The 18,720-nt window shown below is 65.8% G+C and carries 18 protein-coding genes; 10 read left to right on the plus strand and 8 right to left on the minus strand.

Features of this window, described 5'->3' with window-relative positions; all coding sequences use genetic code 11:
• From ACMV8A_RS01000 to ACMV8A_RS01020, 5 genes are all read left to right on the plus strand, one after another.
• Nucleotides 1–1,191: an O-succinylhomoserine sulfhydrylase gene (locus tag ACMV8A_RS01000; protein ID WP_495323855.1), complete on the plus strand. Its 1,191-nt coding sequence runs from the start codon at nucleotides 1–3 to the stop codon at nucleotides 1,189–1,191.
• Nucleotides 1,192–1,364: 173 nt separating this feature from the next.
• Complete coding sequence (locus ACMV8A_RS01005) at nucleotides 1,365–1,658, plus strand: RNA recognition motif domain-containing protein (RefSeq protein WP_495323856.1); 294 nt, start codon at nucleotides 1,365–1,367, stop codon at nucleotides 1,656–1,658.
• Nucleotides 1,659–1,719: 61 nt separating this feature from the next.
• Entirely contained in the window at nucleotides 1,720–2,949 is a 1,230-nt protein-coding gene (locus ACMV8A_RS01010; RefSeq protein ID WP_495323857.1) for a glycerate kinase type-2 family protein, read from the plus strand.
• Nucleotides 2,950–2,983: 34 nt separating this feature from the next.
• Nucleotides 2,984–3,787, plus strand: coding sequence for a ferritin-like domain-containing protein (locus ACMV8A_RS01015; protein ID WP_495323858.1), 804 nt, complete (start codon nucleotides 2,984–2,986; stop codon nucleotides 3,785–3,787).
• 8 nt (nucleotides 3,788–3,795) lie between these two features.
• The gene (locus ACMV8A_RS01020) at nucleotides 3,796–4,491 is read left to right on the plus strand and encodes a hypothetical protein (RefSeq protein WP_495323859.1); all 696 of its coding nucleotides are present in this window, start codon (nucleotides 3,796–3,798) and stop codon (nucleotides 4,489–4,491) included.
• A gap of 56 nt (nucleotides 4,492–4,547) precedes the next feature.
• Here ACMV8A_RS01020 and ACMV8A_RS01025 read toward each other — a convergent pair whose 3' ends face one another.
• From ACMV8A_RS01025 to ACMV8A_RS01035, 3 genes are read right to left on the minus strand one after another with little or no spacing between them, the layout of a single operon-like run.
• A complete protein-coding gene (locus ACMV8A_RS01025) occupies nucleotides 4,548–5,270 on the minus strand; it encodes a UDP-2,3-diacylglucosamine diphosphatase (RefSeq protein WP_495323860.1) in 723 nt (240 codons plus the stop codon).
• 4 nt (nucleotides 5,271–5,274) lie between these two features.
• Nucleotides 5,275–5,769 (minus strand): peptidylprolyl isomerase, encoded by a 495-nt coding sequence (locus ACMV8A_RS01030; RefSeq protein ID WP_495323861.1) that lies wholly within the window; start codon nucleotides 5,767–5,769, stop codon nucleotides 5,275–5,277.
• Nucleotides 5,770–5,781: 12 nt separating this feature from the next.
• Nucleotides 5,782–6,372, minus strand: a complete 591-nt coding sequence (locus tag ACMV8A_RS01035; protein WP_495323862.1) for a peptidylprolyl isomerase — start codon at nucleotides 6,370–6,372, stop codon at nucleotides 5,782–5,784.
• A gap of 163 nt (nucleotides 6,373–6,535) precedes the next feature.
• Between ACMV8A_RS01035 and cysS the strand changes: the two genes are divergently transcribed.
• Both cysS and ACMV8A_RS01045 read left to right on the plus strand, forming a co-directional pair.
• Nucleotides 6,536–7,939, plus strand: a complete 1,404-nt coding sequence (gene cysS, locus ACMV8A_RS01040; protein ID WP_495323863.1) for a cysteine--tRNA ligase — start codon at nucleotides 6,536–6,538, stop codon at nucleotides 7,937–7,939.
• Between the two features lie 94 nt (nucleotides 7,940–8,033).
• Complete coding sequence (locus ACMV8A_RS01045; RefSeq protein WP_495323864.1) at nucleotides 8,034–10,067, plus strand: hybrid sensor histidine kinase/response regulator; 2,034 nt, start codon at nucleotides 8,034–8,036, stop codon at nucleotides 10,065–10,067.
• On the opposite strand, the gene ACMV8A_RS01050 is transcribed toward ACMV8A_RS01045, so the two are convergent.
• The 4 genes from ACMV8A_RS01050 to ACMV8A_RS01065 form a co-directional block, all read right to left on the minus strand.
• Nucleotides 10,061–10,225, minus strand: coding sequence for a hypothetical protein (locus tag ACMV8A_RS01050; RefSeq protein WP_495323865.1), 165 nt, complete (start codon nucleotides 10,223–10,225; stop codon nucleotides 10,061–10,063). The genes ACMV8A_RS01045 and ACMV8A_RS01050 overlap by 7 nt on opposite strands.
• Nucleotides 10,226–10,378: 153 nt before the next feature.
• Complete coding sequence (locus ACMV8A_RS01055; RefSeq protein ID WP_495323866.1) at nucleotides 10,379–10,903, minus strand: hypothetical protein; 525 nt, start codon at nucleotides 10,901–10,903, stop codon at nucleotides 10,379–10,381.
• Nucleotides 10,904–11,093: 190 nt separating this feature from the next.
• Nucleotides 11,094–11,843 carry a sulfate transporter CysZ gene (gene cysZ, locus ACMV8A_RS01060; RefSeq protein ID WP_495323867.1) on the minus strand — a complete coding sequence of 250 codons (750 nt, stop codon included), beginning with the start codon at nucleotides 11,841–11,843 and terminating at the stop codon, nucleotides 11,094–11,096.
• Entirely contained in the window at nucleotides 11,843–13,150 is a 1,308-nt protein-coding gene (locus ACMV8A_RS01065; RefSeq protein WP_495323868.1) for an FGGY-family carbohydrate kinase, read from the minus strand. Before ACMV8A_RS01065 ends, cysZ begins: the two co-directional genes overlap by 1 nt.
• 47 nt (nucleotides 13,151–13,197) lie before the next feature.
• On the opposite strand from ACMV8A_RS01065, the gene ACMV8A_RS01070 reads away from it, so the two are divergent.
• Nucleotides 13,198–13,737, plus strand: a complete 540-nt coding sequence (locus ACMV8A_RS01070; protein ID WP_495323869.1) for a hypothetical protein — start codon at nucleotides 13,198–13,200, stop codon at nucleotides 13,735–13,737.
• On the opposite strand, the gene queF is transcribed toward ACMV8A_RS01070, so the two are convergent.
• Nucleotides 13,734–14,123: a preQ(1) synthase gene (gene queF, locus ACMV8A_RS01075; RefSeq protein WP_495323870.1), complete on the minus strand. Its 390-nt coding sequence runs from the start codon at nucleotides 14,121–14,123 to the stop codon at nucleotides 13,734–13,736. The two genes, ACMV8A_RS01070 and queF, sit on opposite strands and share 4 nt — an antisense overlap.
• 350 nt (nucleotides 14,124–14,473) lie before the next feature.
• Between queF and smc the strand changes: the two genes are divergently transcribed.
• Together smc and zipA are read left to right on the plus strand one after the other, a co-directional pair.
• A complete protein-coding gene (smc, locus tag ACMV8A_RS01080; RefSeq protein WP_495323871.1) occupies nucleotides 14,474–17,971 on the plus strand; it encodes a chromosome segregation protein SMC in 3,498 nt (1,165 codons plus the stop codon).
• 6 nt (nucleotides 17,972–17,977) lie between these two features.
• Nucleotides 17,978–18,718 (plus strand): cell division protein ZipA, encoded by a 741-nt coding sequence (gene zipA, locus ACMV8A_RS01085; protein ID WP_495323872.1) that lies wholly within the window; start codon nucleotides 17,978–17,980, stop codon nucleotides 18,716–18,718.
• Nucleotides 18,719–18,720: the final 2 nt, after the last annotated feature.

An 18,720-nucleotide genomic window follows, 5' to 3' on the forward strand; every position in this document is an offset into this window, starting at 1 on the left:
ATGGATCAGCAGGATTTCGATGAGTGGGGTTTTGACACACTGGCGGTGCGCGCCGGGCAGGTACGTACCGCCGAGGGCGAGCACAGCGAGGCAATCTTCCCCACCTCCAGTTTTCGCTTCGACAGCGCGGCCCAGGCCGCGGCGCGTTTCGGCGGCACCGAGGCAGGCAACATCTATTCGCGTTTCACCAATCCCACCGTACGCACCTTCGAGCAGCGTCTGGCCGCGCTGGAGGGGGGCGAACGCTGCGTCGCCACCAGCTCGGGCATGGCGGCGATCCTGTCCACCTGCATGGGCGTGCTGAAGGCTGGCGATCACATCGTCTCCTCGCGCGCCATCTTCGGTTCCACCGTGGTGCTGTTCGACAGCTTCATGGGGCGTTTCGGCGTGCAGACCAGCTATGTGCCACTCACCGATCTGGCGGCGTGGGAGGCGGCGATCCGTCCCCACACGCGCCTGCTGTTCGTGGAGACGCCGTCCAATCCGTTGACCGAGATCGCCGACATCCGCGCCCTGGCCGACATCGCCCATCGCCACGGTTGTCTGCTCGCCGTGGACAATTGTTTCTGCACTCCCGCGTTGCAGCGGCCGCTGGAGCTTGGCGCCGACATCGTGATCCATTCCGCCACCAAGTACATCGACGGCCAGGGCCGCTGTCTGGGCGGCGCCGTGGTGGGGAGCGAGGAACTGGTGGGCAAGGAGGTGTACGGTTTTCTGCGCACTGCCGGTCCCACCATGAGCCCGTTCAATGCCTGGGTGTTTTTGAAGGGGCTGGAGACGCTCAAGCTGCGCATGCTGGCGCACAGCGCCAACGCGTTGGCGCTGGCGCAGTGGCTGGAGCAGCAGCCGCAGGTGGCGCGCGTCTACTATCCCGGTCTGGCCTCCCATCCGCAGCATGCACTGGCGACGCGCCAGCAGAAGGGCTATGGCGGCATCGTCGCCTTCGAGGTGCAGGGTGGGCGCGAGCAGGCCTGGGGGGTGATCGACGCCACCCGCATGTTGTCCATCACCGCCAATCTGGGCGATGCCAAGAGCACCATCACCCATCCGGCCACCACCACTCACGGCCGCCTGTCGTTGGAGCAGAAGGCGGAGGCGGGTATCGGCGAAGGACTGATCCGCATCTCCGTGGGACTGGAAGAGGTGGACGACATCAAGGCGGATCTGGCGCGCGGCCTGGCCCTGATTTGAGTCATGCACCCTGCCGGAATGTCGCAGTACATGACATATGTCCTGGCATTCCAGGCCGCTCTCCGCACGCGTTGAACCGCTGCCGGCATCTGGCGTAAGCTCGATGCAGCCGTACCCGGAGCGGTACGGCCATAACGACAATACCGTGCCTGGTGAGGCGGGAGGAGAGGAGCATGGGCAAGACCATTTACGTGGGCAACCTGCCGTTCAGCGCCACCGAGGATCAGCTGCGCGACCTGTTTGCGACCTTCGGTGAGGTGACCTCGGTGAAATTCGTCAATGACCGCGATACCGGCCGCTTCCGTGGCTTCGCCTTTGTGGAGATGGGCGCCGGGGCCGACGAGGCCATCCGCGATCTGGACGGCAAGGACTTTGGTGGCCGCGGCCTGCGTGTGAACGAGGCCAAGGAGCGGACGCCGCGCGCGGGTGGCGGCATGCGCCGCCGCTCTCCTTACCGCACCGCCTGAGATTTCCCTCTGTTGCCGGCGACCGGCCCCGCTGCGGTGCCGGCGGGATAGCATTGTCGTGATGAATACCGAACCCCGCCGCCTGTTGCTCGATGTCTACGCCGCCGCGTTGCAGGCGGTGGATGGCCGCACTGCGGTGCGCGCGCGCCTGTCCCCCTATACCGCCGCCGGACCGGTGTATGCGGTGGCCATCGGTAAGGCGGCCGCGGCCATGATGCAGGGGGCGGTGGATGCATTGGGCGAGGGTCTTGCGGCCGGGCTGGTGATCACCCGCCATGGCTATGCCGACGCCGCGGCGGGGCCGCGCCTGCGCGTGCTGGAGGCGGATCATCCCCTGCCCGGCGCCGCCAGCCTTGCCGCCGGCCAGGCGCTGCTCGATTTCATCGCCACAACACCCGCCGACGCGCCCCTGTTGTTTCTCATCTCCGGCGGCACCTCGGCACTGGTGGAGGTGTTGCCGCCCGGACTTGATGCCGCGCAGCTGCAGGCCGCCAACGATTGGTTGCTGGGCAGCGGCTGGGATATCGTGCGTATCAACCGCGTCCGTCGCTCCCTGTCCTGCATCAAGGGCGGGCGGCTGGCCCGGTATGTGGCCGGCCATCCGGTGCTCAATCTGCTCATTTCCGATGTGCCCGGCGACGATCCTTCCATCATCGGTTCCGGCCTGCTGGTGCCCGCGCAGGAAGCGGCGCTGACCGGCGAAGAACGGGTGGCGCTGCCTCCCTGGCTGGCGGCGCAGGTCGCCACGCCGCCGCCGCTGCCGTCTGCCGATGACTTTGCCGCCATCCAGACCGAAGTTCTGTGCAGCAACCGCGATGCGCGCCTGGCCGCAGGGCTGGCCGGCGCGGCGCACGGGCTGGCGGTCTATCACCATCAGGACGTCATTCAGGGTGAGGCCGCCGGTGTCGGGCATGCCCTGGCGCAGCAGGTGCTCGCTGGGCCGCCCGGCCTGTATGTGTGGGGCGGCGAAACCACGGTGCGCCTGCCGCCGCAACCGGGGCGCGGCGGGCGTTGCCAGACCCTGGCCCTGGCCGCGGCGCAGCGGCTGGCGGGTTCCGCCGTGGTTCTGCTGGCGGCGGGTACCGACGGTAGCGATGGCCCTGGCGAGGATGCCGGCGCCCTGGTGGATGGGGGCACCCTCGCCCGCGGCGAACTGGAGTGTTTCGATGCGCGCGAGTGCCTGGTGCGCGCCGATGCGGGCCGTTTTCTGGAGGCCAGCGGGGATCTGTTGCAAACCGGTCCCACGGGCAGCAATGTGATGGACTTGGTGTTGGCGCTGAAGCCGGCGTGAAGCGCGCAAGCCGTTCGGGCTAGAATGGCGCGCCATGAACGAGACCAAGCTGTTTGATGCCGCCCTGGGGTGTCTGCGGGCCTGTGACGCCGCGGACAAGATCGCGCTGACCCGTGCCACGGCGCAGGCCTGGCGCGCAGGGCGGCTGACGCGGGAAGCCACCACGCCTGCCGCCACCATCGCCGTCCCCGGCCGTCCCGCCCGTCTGCGCCTGGTGCTGCCACGCGAATTGCCACGGCGTCGTCCCGACAGCCGCGAGGGGCGTGCCATCCTGTTCCATGCCCTGACCCACATCGAGTTCAACGCCATCAACCTGGCCTGGGATGCGGTGTATCGTTTTCGCGCCATGCCGGCGGCCTTCTACGACGACTGGATCCGCGTGGCCGAGGAAGAGGCCTCGCACTTCGAACTGCTGCGCGCCCACCTCAACACCCTGGACGCCGACTATGGTGACTGGCCCGGCCACAACGGCCTGTGGGAGATGGCGCTGAAGACGGCGCACGATCCGCTGGTGCGCATGGCCCTGGTGCCGCGTTGCCTGGAGGCGCGCGGGCTGGATGTGAATCCCGGCATCCAGGACAAGCTGCGTGCGGTGGGCGACGCAGAGGGCTGCGCCCTGCTCGATATCATTCTGCGCGACGAGATCGGCCATGTGGCCATCGGTGACCGCTGGTTCCGCCATCTCTGCGCCGAGCGCGGGCTGGATATGGAGGCGACCTATCGCCGCCTGCTCGACGAATACATGAAGGTCCCTCCGCGGGGACCGTTTCATCTGGAGGCGCGGCGCCGCGCCGGATTTTCCGAGGCCGAACTGGCCTATTTGCAGGGCGTGGGATGAGGAGAACAATGATGCGGTTGCGGGGCTGGCTGTTCGGCTGCTTGTGGTTGATGTGTGGCGCGGCCTGGGCGCAGGACGCGACCATGGTCATGTACCAGGTGATGGAGGCGGGGTTCGAGCCCTACAGCTCGCGCCTCATCGTTACGCCGCGTCATCTGCGCATGGACGACGGTGATGTCGACAGCAGCTTTGTGCTGTTCGACCGCAAGCAGAACATCATCTACAGCGTGACCCACACCGATCGTACCGTGCTGGAGATCCATGCGCGGCCGGTGGATGTCGAGGCGCCCATACCCCTGAACCGGACGCACTCGCGGGTGGTGGCGGAGGAGTCCTTGCCCGCCGTTGCCGGCAAGACGCCGCAGCAATACCGCCTCAGCGTCAATGGCGAGCTGTGCTACGAGGTGGTGGCCGTCGACGGTTTGCTGCCGGATGTGGTGGCGGCGCTCAGCGCCTTCCGCAGCGTGCTGGCGGGGGAAAACGCGCGCATCCTCACCGATGTGCCGGCCGACATGCAGGATCCCTGCGACCTGGCCCTCAACACCTATGCCCCACACTGGTCATTGCAGTTCGGCCTGCCCATCCAGGAGCACGACACGCAGGGCAAGGGACAGGTGCTGCTGGATTACAGCAGCGAGTATCCGGCCGAGGCGGCGCTGTTCAAACTACCCAAGGGCTATCAGCATTTTTCCCTCAGCCGGTGAGGGTGAAGGTGGCGGGAGTGTGGAGGCGTGGTCTGTAACGCACGTAGGTGCTGCGCTTATTCCGCCGGCCAGCTGTATTCTTCCGGCCGGCAGCCCGCCGCATCGCAGCACAGCACGCTGCCATGCGTTTCCCAGGCACCCAGCACCAGGCGTTCGCCGCCGCCCGGCAAGGGGTGGCGGTCCGGGCGATGGGTGTGGCCGTGGATCAGCCGGCTCACCCGGTATTGCTGCAGATAGGCCGCTACCGTTTCAGTATTCACGTCCATCACGTACTCGGCCTTGCGGCCGATTTCTTCTTTGCTGGTGTCGCGCAGTTGGCGGGCGAAGGCGATGCGCTCCGCGGGCGGTTTGGCGAGAAATGTGCTGATCCACTGCGGGTCGCGCAGCTGGCGGCGCATCTGCTGGTAGGGCAGGTCGTCGCTGCACAGCAGGTCGCCGTGCATCAGCAGGGTGGGGGTGCCGTAGAGATCGATGACGGTCGGATCGGACAGCAGGGTGCAGCCGGTGCGACGGGAAAATTCTGCGCCGAGCAGAAAGTCGCGGTTGCCGTGCATCAGGTACACCGGCACGCCGCTGTCGGTGAGGGTGCGCAGGGCGTCGACGACGCCCTGCTGCTCGGGTTGCACCAGGTCGTCGCCCAGCCAGGCCTCGAACAGATCGCCCAGGATATACAGCGCCTCGGCGCTGACGGCCTGCGCGCCGAGGAAGCGGCGGAACAGGCCGTCGGCCGGGGCGCGGTCGCCCTGCAGGTGCAGGTCGGAGACGAACAGCGTCGCCATGGAATCAGTCGACGATCTCGACCTTCTCGATGACGATGGGCTCGGCCGGCACGTCCTGGTGGAAGCCGGCGTTGGTGGTGGTGACGCCCTTGATGCGGTCCACCACGTCCATGCCTTCCACCACCTTGCCGAACACGCAATAGCCCCAGCCGTCCGGGGTGGGGGAGCGGTGATTGAGGAAGCTGTTGTCCTTCACGTTGATGAAGAACTGTGCGGTGGCAGAGTGCGGGTCGCCGGTGCGCGCCATGGCGATGGTGCCGCGGTCGTTTTTCAGGCCGTTGTCGGCCTCGTTCTTGATCGGCTCATGGGTCGGCTTGTTGACCATGTTGCTGGTCAGGCCGCCGCCCTGGATCATGAAGCCGTCGATGACGCGATGGAAGATGGTGCCATCGTAGAAGCCTTCGCGCACATAGCGTTCGAAGTTGGCGGCGGTATTGGGGGCCTTGGCGGCATCGAGTTCGAGACCGATGATGCCGTAGGTGGTGTGCATCTTGATCATGGGGGCTCCTGATTACGGGGTCTTGTCGTCGGTAATGACGACGGCCTGTTGAATGATGATGGTTTCCTGCGGCACGTCCTTGGGGAACATGCCGCCGGCACCGGTGCGGGTTTCCTTGATCGCCTTGACCACGTCCATGCCGCTCACCACCCGGCCGAACACGGCATAACCCCAGGCGCGCGGCGTCTTCTCGCGGAAGTCGAGGAAGTCGTTGTTGTTGACGTTGATGAAGAACTGAGCGGTGGCGGAGTGCGGGTCGCCGGTGCGCGCCATGGCGATGGTGCCGACGGTGTTGCGCAGGCCGTTGTCGGCCTCGTTCATGATCGGCGCCCGGGTCGGCTTCTGGGCGAAGTCGCTGGTGAAGCCGCCGCCCTGGATCATGAAGCCGTCGATGACGCGGTGGAAGATGGTGCCGTTGTAGTGACCGTCCTGTACGTAGCGCAGGAAGTTTTCCACCGTCTTGGGCGCCTTGGCGCGGTCCAGTTGCAGCACGATGCCGCCCTTGTTGGTGACCAGGCGTACCCGCGGGGTGTCGGTATCGGCCCAGGCCGTGGTGCTCAGGCCGAGCAACAGGGTGAGGAGGAGAACGGTGAGGCGGTGCATAGGCGGAGACTCCCTGAATCCTGAATGAGGCGCAATGATAACAGCCCCGGCCTGCCGGCAGAAGGCGGCCGGCCGCCTTCTGCCCGCCCCGACGGGCTGATATCATGCACGCCACGCCCACGCCCACTCCAACTCCCGACCGGCCGCGGTGGACAATCAAACAATGAGCTACCAGCACAACCTGCACATCCACAATAACCTCACCAAGCGCAAGGAACCGTTCCAGCCCATCGACCCCAAGCGGGTGCGCATGTATGTGTGCGGCATGACGGTGTATGACTACTGCCATATCGGCCATGCCCGGGTGCTGGTGGTGTTCGACGTGATCAGCCGCTACCTGCGCAAGATCTACGGCGCCGAGCACCTCACCTATGTGCGCAACATCACCGACATCGACGACAAGATCATCAAGCGCGCCAACGACAACGGCGAGCCGTACACCGCGCTGACCGAACGTTTCATCGCATTCATGAATGAGGACGCCGACGCCCTCGGCGTGCAGCGGCCGGATATCGAACCGCGCGCCACGCTGCATATCCAGGAGATCCTCGCCATGATTCAGACGCTGGTGGACAAGGGCTATGCCTATCCTGCCAGCAACGGCGACGTGTACTACGACGTCAGCAAGTTCGAGCACTACGGCCAGCTGTCCGGCAAGAATGTGGAAGACCTGCGCGCCGGCGAGCGCGTGGCGGTGGACGAGGCCAAGGACGATCCGCTGGACTTCGTACTGTGGAAGGCGGCCAAGCCGGGCGAGCCGTACTGGGATTCGCCCTGGGGCGCGGGCCGCCCCGGCTGGCACATCGAGTGTTCCGCCATGTCCACCCAGGCGCTGGGCCATCACTTCGACATCCACGGCGGCGGCCTCGACCTGCAGTTCCCGCACCACGAAAACGAGATCGCCCAGTCCGAGGCGGCCTGCGGCTGCCAGTATGTCAATTACTGGATCCACAACGGTTTCGTGCGGGTGGACAACGAAAAGATGTCCAAGTCGCTGGGCAACTTTTTCACCATCCGCGACGTACTCAAAAAATACGACCCGGAAGTGGTGCGCTATTTCATCCTCGCCAGTCATTACCGCAGCCCGCTCAATTACTCCGATCAGCATCTGGACGGCGCCAAGGCTGCCCTCACCGGCCTGTACACCGCGTTGCGCGGCCTGCAGCTACCGCAGGCGGATGAGTCGCTGGGGGACTATGCCGCCCGCTTCTATGCGGCGATGGACGACGACTTCGCTACGCCGGAGGCCATGGCGGTGCTGTTCGACCTGACGCGCGAGGTCAACCGCCTGCGTGGCAGCGATGAGGCCGCCGCCGCCCGATATGGTGCATTGCTCAAGCACCTGGCCGGTTTGCTCGGCCTGTTGCAGCGCGAGCCACAGGCCTTCCTGCAGGGCGGCAGCGGTGAGGGGCTGGCCGATGCGGAGATCGAGCGCCTCATCGCCGAGCGCCTGACCGCGCGCAAGAACAAGGACTGGGCCGCCTCCGATCGCATCCGCGATGAGCTGAAGGCGCAGGGCGTGGTACTGGAGGACGGCGCCGGCGGCACCACCTGGCGGCGGGCCTGAGCAGGTACGTATGTATTCTGTTCATGGAATAGAGCGCAGCGGCTGCTCTGATCCTCGGCCGCGGCCACTGACAGCCTGCTAGGCACACTGCGACATGGATCGTTTCCCCCTGGCCCCGCATCTGTTTTTCCTGCTTGCCGGCGGCACTGTCGCTGCCGCGCTGTTGGCGGTGACGCTGTGGGTGGTGCAGCTGGAGGAGGACAAGGTGCGCGAAGAGCGCCGCGTGCAGGCGGTGTCCCAGCTCAGCACCGTGCGTGCCCGCCTGGAGGGCATCGTCAACTCCACCCTGTTTCTCACCCGTGGGCTGGTGGCGCACGTCGCCGCACGTGGGGATATCGGCACCGATGAGTTCAATGACCTGGCGCGTGAGCTGATGAGCCACAGCCGCCATATTCGCAACATCGGCCTGGCCCGCGACAATGTCATCTCCCACATGTATCCCCTGGCCGGTAATGAGGCTGCCCTCGGCATGCGCTATCTCGACAATGTCGCGCAGCGCCCCGCCGTATTGCGCGCCATGGAGAGCCGCCGCACGGTGCTGGCCGGCCCGGTGGATCTGGTGCAGGGCGGACGGGGATTCATCAATCGCACACCGATCTTCCTGACGCCGCCCGATGGCCGTTCCGGCAGCGGTGCCTACTGGGGCATGGCCAGTATCGTCATCGACAGCGATACCTTGCTGCGCGACGCGGGTCTGCTGGAGACGACATCCTGGCTGGTGTTCGCTCTGCGCGGCAAGGATGGCCTGGGTGAGGCGGGAGAGGTTTTTCTGGGTGATGCTGCCATCTTCGGGCGCAACCCGGTGCTGCTGGAGGTCACGTTGCCGGAGGGCTACTGGCAGCTGGCGGCGATGCCGCGCGACGGTTGGGAGCTGCCACTGGTCTATACGCCGGTGATGCTACTCGGTGGCCTGCTGCTGGCCATGCTGATGGGGACACTGGTCTACACCCTGCTGCGCGATCGTTATCGCCTGCGCCTGGCCAGGGATGAGGCGGAACACGCCAATCGGGCCAAGAGCACCTTTCTCGCCACCATGAGCCACGAAATCCGCACACCGCTCAATGGCATCCTCGGTATGGCGCGCCTGCTGGAACACAGCACACTGGATACGCAGCAGCAGGAGTGTGTCGAGGCCATCGCCAGCTCCGGCCGGGTGTTGAACAACCTGCTGGGTGATGTGCTGGACCTGTCGCGCATCGAGGCCGGCAAACTGGAGCTGGAGCCGGCGGATTTCGAGCTGCACCGTCTGGTGGATGGACTGTTTGTCTTGCTGGCGCCGCAGGCTGCGGCCAAACAGCTGCAATTCATCACCGAGGTGGCCGATGACGTGCCGCATCGCCTGCATGGCGACGTCAATCGTTTGCATCAGATATTGCTCAACCTGCTCAACAACGCCATCAAGTTCACCAGCGCCGGACGCGTGGTGCTGCTGGTACGCTGCCTGGCGCTGGAGGGTGATGCGGTGCGCCTGGAGTTCGCCGTGTCCGATACGGGAATCGGCATCGCACCGGAGATGCAGCTGCGCCTGTTCCGTGCCTTTGAGCAGGCCGACAGTTCCATCACGCGGCGTTTCGGTGGCACCGGGCTGGGGTTGGCCATCTGCAAGCACCTGACCGAGGCCATGGGCGGCAACATTGCGCTGGAAAGCCGGCCGGGGGCAGGCAGCACCTTCCGCGTGGTGTTGCCCCTGCGCCTGGGGAGTGACGCACCGGCACCGGCGGTGCCGCCGTTGCATAGTGCACGGCTGCATGTCTTGCTGGCCGAGGATCAGGAGATCAACCGCAAGGTGGCGGCGGGCTTGCTGCGACAGCAGGGGTGTCGCGTCAGCTTTGCGGCCAACGGCCGCGAAGCGCTGGAGGCCCTGCACAGCGATGATTTCGACGTGGTACTGATGGATGTGCAGATGCCGGAAATGGATGGCATCGAGGCGGCGCAGCGGATACGCCAGCTACCGGATCGGCGCAAGGCGCAAATCCCCATCATCGCCCTCACGGCTCACGTCATGCAGGAGGATGTGGAGCGCTTCTTGGCTGCCGGCATGAATGCCGTTGTGGAAAAGCCATTGGACATGGCACGAATGAATCAGGAACTGGTGCGCCTGCTGGCGCACCGTAAAAGAGATCAGTAACTGCCGCCCTGACCGGCGGCCGCCAGCAGCCGCATGGTGGCCTCATCCTCCACATGCAGGCGCCCATGGTTGACCGCCTCCTGCCGCCATAGCCGCTCCAGGCGCTCGTCACCGAATCCTGCCTCATCCAGCTGCCGCACATAATCTTCGTAGGACATGATGGCTGTCTCCTGTCCGCTACCGTTGCTTGTATTATCGGCGGGCAGTGCGGATTATTTAGGGCGCCTGACCAGTCCGTGCCGGACTGGTCAGGCGCCGCGGCGGAAAGATGTGCTATTCGAGCGGCCTCATGCTCCGCTGCCGGCTGAACGTCAGTGTGGAGCCGGAACGGCCTCGAAGTCCGGGTGTTGGAAATACTCCGCGTACTGATGCAAGGCATGGGCGATGCGTTCGATGCCCTGGTGGCGCAGGTCGTCGCCCTGTTCGCCTTCGAGCAGCGCCATCCCTTCGAACATCTCGCCCAGAATGATGTGCAGCACGGCATCGGCCTCCGGCTCCAGTTTGCAGTTTTGCACCATGTAATCGATGTTGTCCCGCACGCCCTGCGCGAGCTGCGCGAAATCGTTGGCATCACTCTGGCGAGCCAGGTGTGGCCGCAGCAGATCATGGATACCGCGCATGGCATGGCGCAGCGCCTCATCCGTCGCCCATTTCTGACCATTGTCCAGCCGCAGCATCTGCTGAGCATCGTGGTGGGCATGGTCATCGTGGTTGTGGGTGGTCGGGTGTTGTGCATCGTGGCCGACTGGCGTGGAATGTTGATGAGCACCCTCGCCGCAGCCGCTCAACGCGAAGACGGTGGCGCAGACAGCAAGCGTGTGTTTGATGAAATACATTCTATTTCTCCTTGGATGATTGCAGTGCGGCGTGGGTGGCGTTATGTGTCCGCTCGGCTGGCGTGCGGGATCACGACACGCCATAGAGAAGCCGGGTTGCACAATAAGTTCCGCAAACCTTTGCTCGGTCTGGAATGCAGCGAAAAAATAGGGCTTATGGCAAAAAATCTGCCATGATCCCGCGGCGCTCTCAGCAGACACCGTTTCTTCGCAGCCGCTCTACCCACAGTTGGGTGGCGCCGGCCACTGCAGCGGGCATGACGAGCAGATTGACCAGCGGGATCAGGGTGGCGAACAGCACCGCGCTGCCGAAGCCGAGGCCGAGCAGCGGTTGGCCGCGCAGGCATAGACGCTGGGTGGCAAAGCGCAGACCATGGTTGCCGAGGGGATAGTCCAGATATTGCAGCGCCAACATCCAGGCGGAGACCAGCGCCCATAACAGCGGCGCGGCAAGGTTCAGCAGCGGCACCACGAACAACAGGCCGAGGGGAATGGCCCAGAGCAGGAAGTAGCCCAGCTTGCGCAACTCGTCCAGCAGGGCCTGCGGCGCCTCGCGCAGCGCCTGGCGCAGGCTGCCGCCACCGGGCGGCACTGCGCCGGTCAACAGCCGCTCGACAGCTTCGGCGAGCAGACCGTTGAACGGCGCAGCAATGAAATTGGCGATAAGGGTGAAGGTAAAGAACACGATGATCGCCGCCACCAGCCCGAATACCAGCCACAGCAACCAGGCGAGCCACGCCAGCCATTCGGGCAGAGTGGGCAGCAGGCTGTCCACCAGGGCGCCAAATTGGCCGGCGGCCAGCCACAGCAGCAGGCCGAATACCAGCACATTGATGCCCAGTGGCAGCAGCACATAGGGCCACAGGGCCGGGCGCAGCAGCAGGCGGAAACCGGCCAGCAGGTAGCCGAAGCCGGACAGGAGCTGGTGCAGCGGTTCCATCAGCATTTCTCCTGGTTTGCCGCAAGCGCCCGGCGCGCGAGCAGGGTGGTGCCATAGGCAGCCTGCGTGTGCAGCGGCTCCAGCATGGGGAGCTGGAGCAGGTCGTGGCGGATGGTAGTCCACGCCGGGTTGCGTGCGCCGCCGCCCACCGTGCGCACGCTGCGGGGCCACGGCGCACCCAGTTCCGCCAGCCGTTGGTAGCCCTGCAGTTCGATGCGGGCGATGCCCTCCAGCAGTCCCTGAAAAAACACCGCTTCATCGTCCGGTCGTGGCGCGAGGCGCGGCGGCAGGGCCGGCTCGTTGACGGGAAATCGCTCGCCCGGCGCCGGCAGCGGGTAATAATCGAGCCCAGTGGGCCGCTCCGGGCGCAGGCGCGGTGTCAGCGCGGCCATCTCGGCGTCGCTGAAAAACTGGCGCAACACAGCACCGCCGCTGTTGGAGCCGCCGCCCACCAGCCAGAAGTCATCCAGGGGCTGGCTGTAAATGCCGTATTCCGGCGCATGGACAGGGCGTTCGCTGATGACCTTCAGCACCAGGGTCGACCCCAGCGAGGTGACGGCCTCCCCCGGTTGTGCCGCGCCGGTGGCGAGGAAGGCGGCGGTACTGTCGGTGGTGCCGGTGGCGAGCAGGGTGTCGGGCCGCAAGCCGTGGCGCCGTGCCAGTGCCGGGGCGATGGGGCCGATGGGCATGCCGGGCGCCACCACCTGCGGCAGCAGGTGTCGCGGCACACCGAGCTGCCCCAGCCAGTCCGGCCAGCATTTCTGTACGGCGTCATAGCCGCTCTTGAGACAGTTGTTGGCGTCGCTGATATCCCAACGGCCGCCGAGCAGTCCATTGAGGTAGTCGGCCTGGGAGAGGAGATGGGCCGCCCGTTCCGCACCGGGTTGCTGGAGCAGCCAGAGCAGTTTGGCCAGGCCCGAGGCGGTGCCGTGGGCGGCGGACTCGCGCGGCGCGATACGGGCGATGGCGGCGGCCTCGGCCGTGGCACGGCCGTCGTTGTACATCAGGGCCAGGCCCAGCGGCGTCCCGGCGGCGTCGGCCAGCAGCACGGTGCCCGAGGTGGCGTCCACGGCGATGGCCTGGATGGCCGCCGCAGGTACGGTGGCGACCAGTTGTGCCAGCAGGGTGTCGAGGGCTGCAGCCCACAGTGCCGGGTCCTGTTCCACCTCGGCGCCGCGGCGCTGCGGGGCCGGCAGGGGCTGGCTGACCTCGGCCTGCACCGCGCCGGAGGCGTCGATGGCGATGGCGCGGCAGCCGGAGGTGCCGAAATCGATGCCGACAGCCAGTGTGTGTTCGTTCCGCGTCATCGGGAGCGGCCTATGCTTGAATCAGTCCCTTTCATAGGAGCGGCATCATGACACGCATCAGATGGCTATTGGTATCGGCGGTGTTGGGGCTGGCGGGTTGTGCCGCCGCGCCGGTCGACGAAGGCTCACCCGTCTATCGCCTGCCCGTGGGCGCGGTCGTGGTGTTGCGACAGGAACTGGCCATCCCCGAGGGGCACGCGCGCGTGTTCCTGCAAGGGGGGGCGGTGGTGGAAAAGCATCGCCTCAATCCCTACCGGCCCCACTGCAACTTCGAGCAGCGGGCGGTGAGTGACGGCACGGCGCGCATCGTGGCGGATCGCTTCACCGTCACGGCGGTGAGTGTGGGGGAGGATTTTGTGGTGCAGCGCCGCGCCTACGTCTATGCCGCCCTGCGCCTGGCCGGCGATGACGACAGCCCCGGCATGGTGAACCGCTATCTGCACCATCGTCTGGAGTCGGCACGGCAACCCCAGGTGATGCGCCTCACCTGCCACGGCGGCTTCGAACTGCCCGGTCGGGCGCAACTGCCCAGCCTGGTGGAGATTCACGCCGCGCTGGGCGAGGTGGCGGCGATCGAGCGGCCTTAGGGCAGGTGCACCGGCTGGGGCGGGTTCCAGTCGGCGGCGCGGTGCTCCACCACCACGGTGGTGTAGATGCCGCCGCGCACGTTGAATTTGCCGGTCAGGCGCATGAAGCGCGGCTGGGTGGCGCGCACCAGGTCGTCGAGGATGCGATTGGTCACCGCCTCGTGGAAGGCGCCTTCCTCGCGGAACGACCAGACATACATCTTGAGGGACTTCAGCTCCACGCACTTCTGCGCCGGCACGTAGTCCAGGTACAAGGTGGCGAAGTCGGGCTGGCCGGTCTTGGGGCACAGGCAGGTGAACTCGGGAATCTCGATGCGGATGGTATAATCCCGGCCCGGCATCGGGTTATCGAAGGTTTCCAGGTCCTTGCTCGGTTGGGTAGGCATGGCGGTGGCTTTCATGGTAGCTTTGCGGGCCGGCGATTCTAGCCCGGATGCTCCATGAATTGCACGCGCCCTCGCTTGATCTTTGATTTTACAAAGTATTTTTCTCAGTCGGCCGTAATCACCGATACGCCGCTCCTTCGAAAAATCCCTTGTGAAATCAAATCTGCGGCGCGATGATCGCGCCAATTCATGAAACAACCGGGCTGCGAAAAATGACCGGAATGGCATGCGCAATCGTCTCGCATTCCGCATGTGGCAGGGAGGCCCCGGGCGCTGACGCCCTACCTTACCTTCCATCTTATTGTTTTCCTTGCTTTCCAGTTGGTTAGGCTGACACAGACCCAATAATTATGCGCCTGAGCAAGATCAAACTATCCGGCTTCAAGTCCTTTGTCGACCCCACCACCATTCCCCTGCCCAGCAATCTGGTCGGCGTGGTCGGTCCCAACGGTTGCGGCAAGTCCAACGTCATCGATGCCGTGCGCTGGGTGATGGGCGAAAGCTCCGCCAAGCACCTGCGCGGTGACTCCATGGCGGACGTCATCTTCAACGGCTCCACCTCGCGCAAGCCGGTGGGGCAGGCCACCATCGAACTGGTGTTCGACAACAGCGACGGTCAGCTCGGCGGCCAGTACGCGCAATACGGCGAAATCTCCATCAGCCGCACCGTGACCCGTGACGGTCAGTCCATCTATCACCTCAACGGCAGTCGTTGCCGCCGTCGCGACATCACCGACATCTTCCTCGGTACCGGCCTTGGCCCACGCAGCTACGCCATCATCGAACAGGGCACCATCTCCCGCCTCATCGAGGCCAAGCCGGAAGATCTGCGTATCTTCCTGGAAGAGGCGGCGGGCATCTCCAAGTACAAGGAGCGCCGGCGCGAAACCGAGACGCGCATGAAGCACACGCGCGAAAACCTCGACCGTCTCAACGACCTGCGCGAGGAGCTGGACAAGCAGCTCGCCCATCTGCAGCGCCAGGCCCGCACCGCCGAGCGCTACAAGGAACTGAAGCAGGAGGAGCGTCTGGTCAAGGGCCAGCTGCAGGCCCTGCGCTGGCGCGGTCTCGACAGTGAGGCGCGCCGCATCGAAGGGCAGATCAGCGAGCAGGAGACCGGCCTGGAGGCGCAGCTGGCACGCCAGCGCAATGCCGAGGCCAGCATCGAGCGTCTGCGCGAAGAGCATGTGGAGGCCACCGATACCTTCAACGGCGTACAGAGCACCTTCTATAGCGTAGGCGCCGACATCGCCCGCCTGGAGCAGTCCATCCAGCACGCCCGCGAGCGTCGCCAGCAGCAGCAGCAGGACCTCAATCAGGTGGAGCGTTCGTGGAATGAGGCGCAGTCCCACATGGAGTCGGACCGGCGCAAGATCGATGAACTGGCCGCCGCCCTGAATGAACAGGAGCCGGCGCTGGCCACCACCCAGCAGGAAGAGCAACTCGCCACCGCCGCCCTGGCCGCGGCGGAGGAGGGCATGCACGCCTGGCAGGGGCAGTGGGACGAATTCAATCACCAGGCCGCCGAGTCGTCGCAGACGGCCCAGGTGGAGCGCGCACGCCTGCAGCATCTGGAGCAGCAGGCCAATCAGCAGCGCCAGCGCCTGCAACGCCTGGAGGAAGAGCAGAAGATGCTCTCCACCGACGCCCTGGAGGACGAGGTCGCCATGCTGCGCGAGCAGCAGGCAGAAGACGAGATGCGGGCCGCGGGACTGCAGGAGCAGGTGAGCGATTGCCTGAACCGCATCGGCGTCCAGCGCGAGCAGAACAACCAAACCTCCGCCGAGCTGGATCGGCTGCGCGCCGAACTACACAGCCGCCGCGGCCGCCACGCTTCGTTGGAGGCCTTGCAGCAGGCGGCGCTGGGCAAGCGCCAGGGCGCCGTCACCGCCTGGCTGGAACGGCAGGGACTGGCCGGTGCGCAACGTCTGGCGCAGGGACTCACGGTGGAGCACGGCTGGGAGCGGGCGGTGGAAACCGTGCTCGGCGCCAGCCTGGAGGCGGTGTGCGTGGATGGCATCGACCCGCTGGCCGAGGTGCTGCAGGGGCTGGAGCAAGGGCATCTCACCCTGTTCGATACCAAGGCCGCCGGTGCCGCGGGCAGCGGTACGCTGGCGAGCAAGGTGCAGGCGCCGTGGAGTCTGGCCGGCCTGCTCGGTGATATCCATGCGGCAGACAGCCTGGCCGAGGCCCTGGCCCTGCGTCCGCGTCTTGCGGCCCATGAATCGGTGATCACCCGCGATGGCCTGTGGCTGGGGTCGAGCTGGTTGCGCGTGGCGCGCGAGGCCGACGAGCATGCGGGCGTATTGCAGCGCGAACAGGAACTGCGCGAACTGAATGCGCTGTTGGCGCAGCTGGATCAGCAGGTGGGCGCGGCCGAGCAGAACCTGGTGGACGGCCGTGAGCAGCTGCGCCGGCTGGAGGAAGAACGCGAGGCCTTGCAGCGCCAGCTGAACGAGGCCAACCGCCGCTCTGCCGAGCAAAAGGCCCAGTTGTCCGGCAAGCAGGCGCGGCTGGAGCAGATCCGCCAGCGCCACGAACGCCTGCAGACGGAAGCGCAGGAATTGCAGCGCCAGCAGCAGGAGGCCGAGGCCGAGATGGAGCAGGCGCGCAGCCGCCTGCATCAGGCCCTGGCGCTGATGGAAGACAATGCCATCCGCCGTGAGGAACTGGGCCGGGAGCGCGAGGAGCGCCGCGCCGCGCTGGATCAGGCGCGCGAACAGTCGCGCACTGCACGTGAGGCGGCGCACGGCCTGGCGCTCAAATTGCAGGGCATGCGCACCGAGCGCGCCAGTACCGAACAGGCCTTGGAGCGCATGGAAAACCAGCTTGCCATGTTGGCCGAACGGCGCGAGGAACTGCGCCTGGTACTGGGCGAGGGGGATGCGCCGATCCGGGCCATGGGCGAGGAGTTGGCCGCGCATCTCAACCGTCGCATGGAGGTGGAGAAGCAGCTGGCCGAGGCGCGAAAGCGGGTGGAGAACATCGATCACGAATTGCGCCGTCTGGAGCACGAGCGCCTGGCCACCGAGCGCCAGGTGCAGGAGGTGCGTTCCGCCCTGGAGCGCCTGCGCATGCACGGCCAGGAGTTGAAGGTACGGCGCCAGACCCTGCACGAGGCGGTCACCGAGGCCGGCTTCGAGCTGGAGACGCTGCTGGGCGAGATGCCGGAACAGGCCGAGGAGCAGGGCTGGGAACAGCAGCTGGACGAGCTGGGGCAGAAGATCCAGCGCCTGGGGCCCATCAACCTGGCGGCCATAGAGGAGTACGAACAGCAGTCCGAGCGCAAGAATTATCTCGACGCCCAGAACAAGGATCTGGCCGAGGCGCTGGAGACGCTGGAAAACGCCATCCGCAAGATCGACCGCGAGACGCGCACCCGCTTCAAGGAAACCTTCGACAAGGTCAACAAGGGATTCCAGGAAAAATTCCCGCGTCTGTTCGGCGGGGGCCATGCCTACCTGGAGCTCACCGGCGAGGACCTGCTCGATACCGGCGTTACCGTCATGGCACGCCCGCCTGGCAAGCGCAACAGCACCATCCATCTGCTGTCCGGCGGTGAAAAGGCGCTGACGGCCGTGGCCCTGGTATTCGCCATTTTTGATCTCAATCCGTCGCCGTTCTGCATGCTCGACGAAGTGGATGCGCCGCTGGATGAGGCCAACGTGGGCCGCTTCTGCAACATGGTGAAGGAAATGTCACAGCGGGTGCAGTTCATCTTCATCACCCACAACAAGGCGACCATGGAGCTGGCCACCCACCTTACCGGCGTGACCATGCACGAGCCCGGTGTGTCGCGCATGGTGGCGGTGGACGTGGACGAGGCGGTGGAACTGGCGGCGGTATAACCCGTTATGGATGCCTTCCGTTTGAGTCTGCTGCTGATTGGCGTTGCCATCGTCATCGCCATCTATCTATGGGATCGCTGGCGCCGTCGTCGTGCCATGCGGGATGACATCATCGATGCACCGCTGAGCGGCGAGGAGTACGCTGAGGCGGTGGCCGATGATGATGATTGGGATGTCATCCCGCTGTTGCGGCACGCCGTGCGTGGTGTGCCGGTGGATGACACCCACCTGCGTGAATTCGCCGGCATCAATGGCCGCGAGGCCAAGGCTGCCGTGGCGGCGGATGACGCGCTGGAACCGCTTACGACCTCCGCCGCAGACGATGACGCGCCGCAGCCGGCGGAACAACTGCTGGTGCTGAGCGTCATCGCTCAGGAAGGCGATATGTTCACCGGCCCGACCCTGTCCGATCTGTTCGAGCAGTTGGGGCTGCGTTACGGTGACATGCAGATATTTCATCGTATCGACAGCGCCAGCGGCGAGCCGGTGTTCAGCGTGGTGAGCATCATCGAGCCGGGCTACTTCGATCTGGAAACCCTGCATGAACTGCGCACCCCGGGTCTGGCCCTGTTCATGCGCCTACCCGGCCCCGAGGCCGGCCGCGCCGCCTTTGAGGATATGTACGCAACGGCACAGGCCATCGCGGCGGCGCAGGAAGGACGCATCGGCGATCAGGCCCGCAACCTGCTGACCGATGCCGCCCTGGCGCAGATGCGCGCACAGGCGGCGCGTTTCCGCGCTGCCTGAAC

The organism is Sulfurivermis sp. (assembly GCF_059410345.1).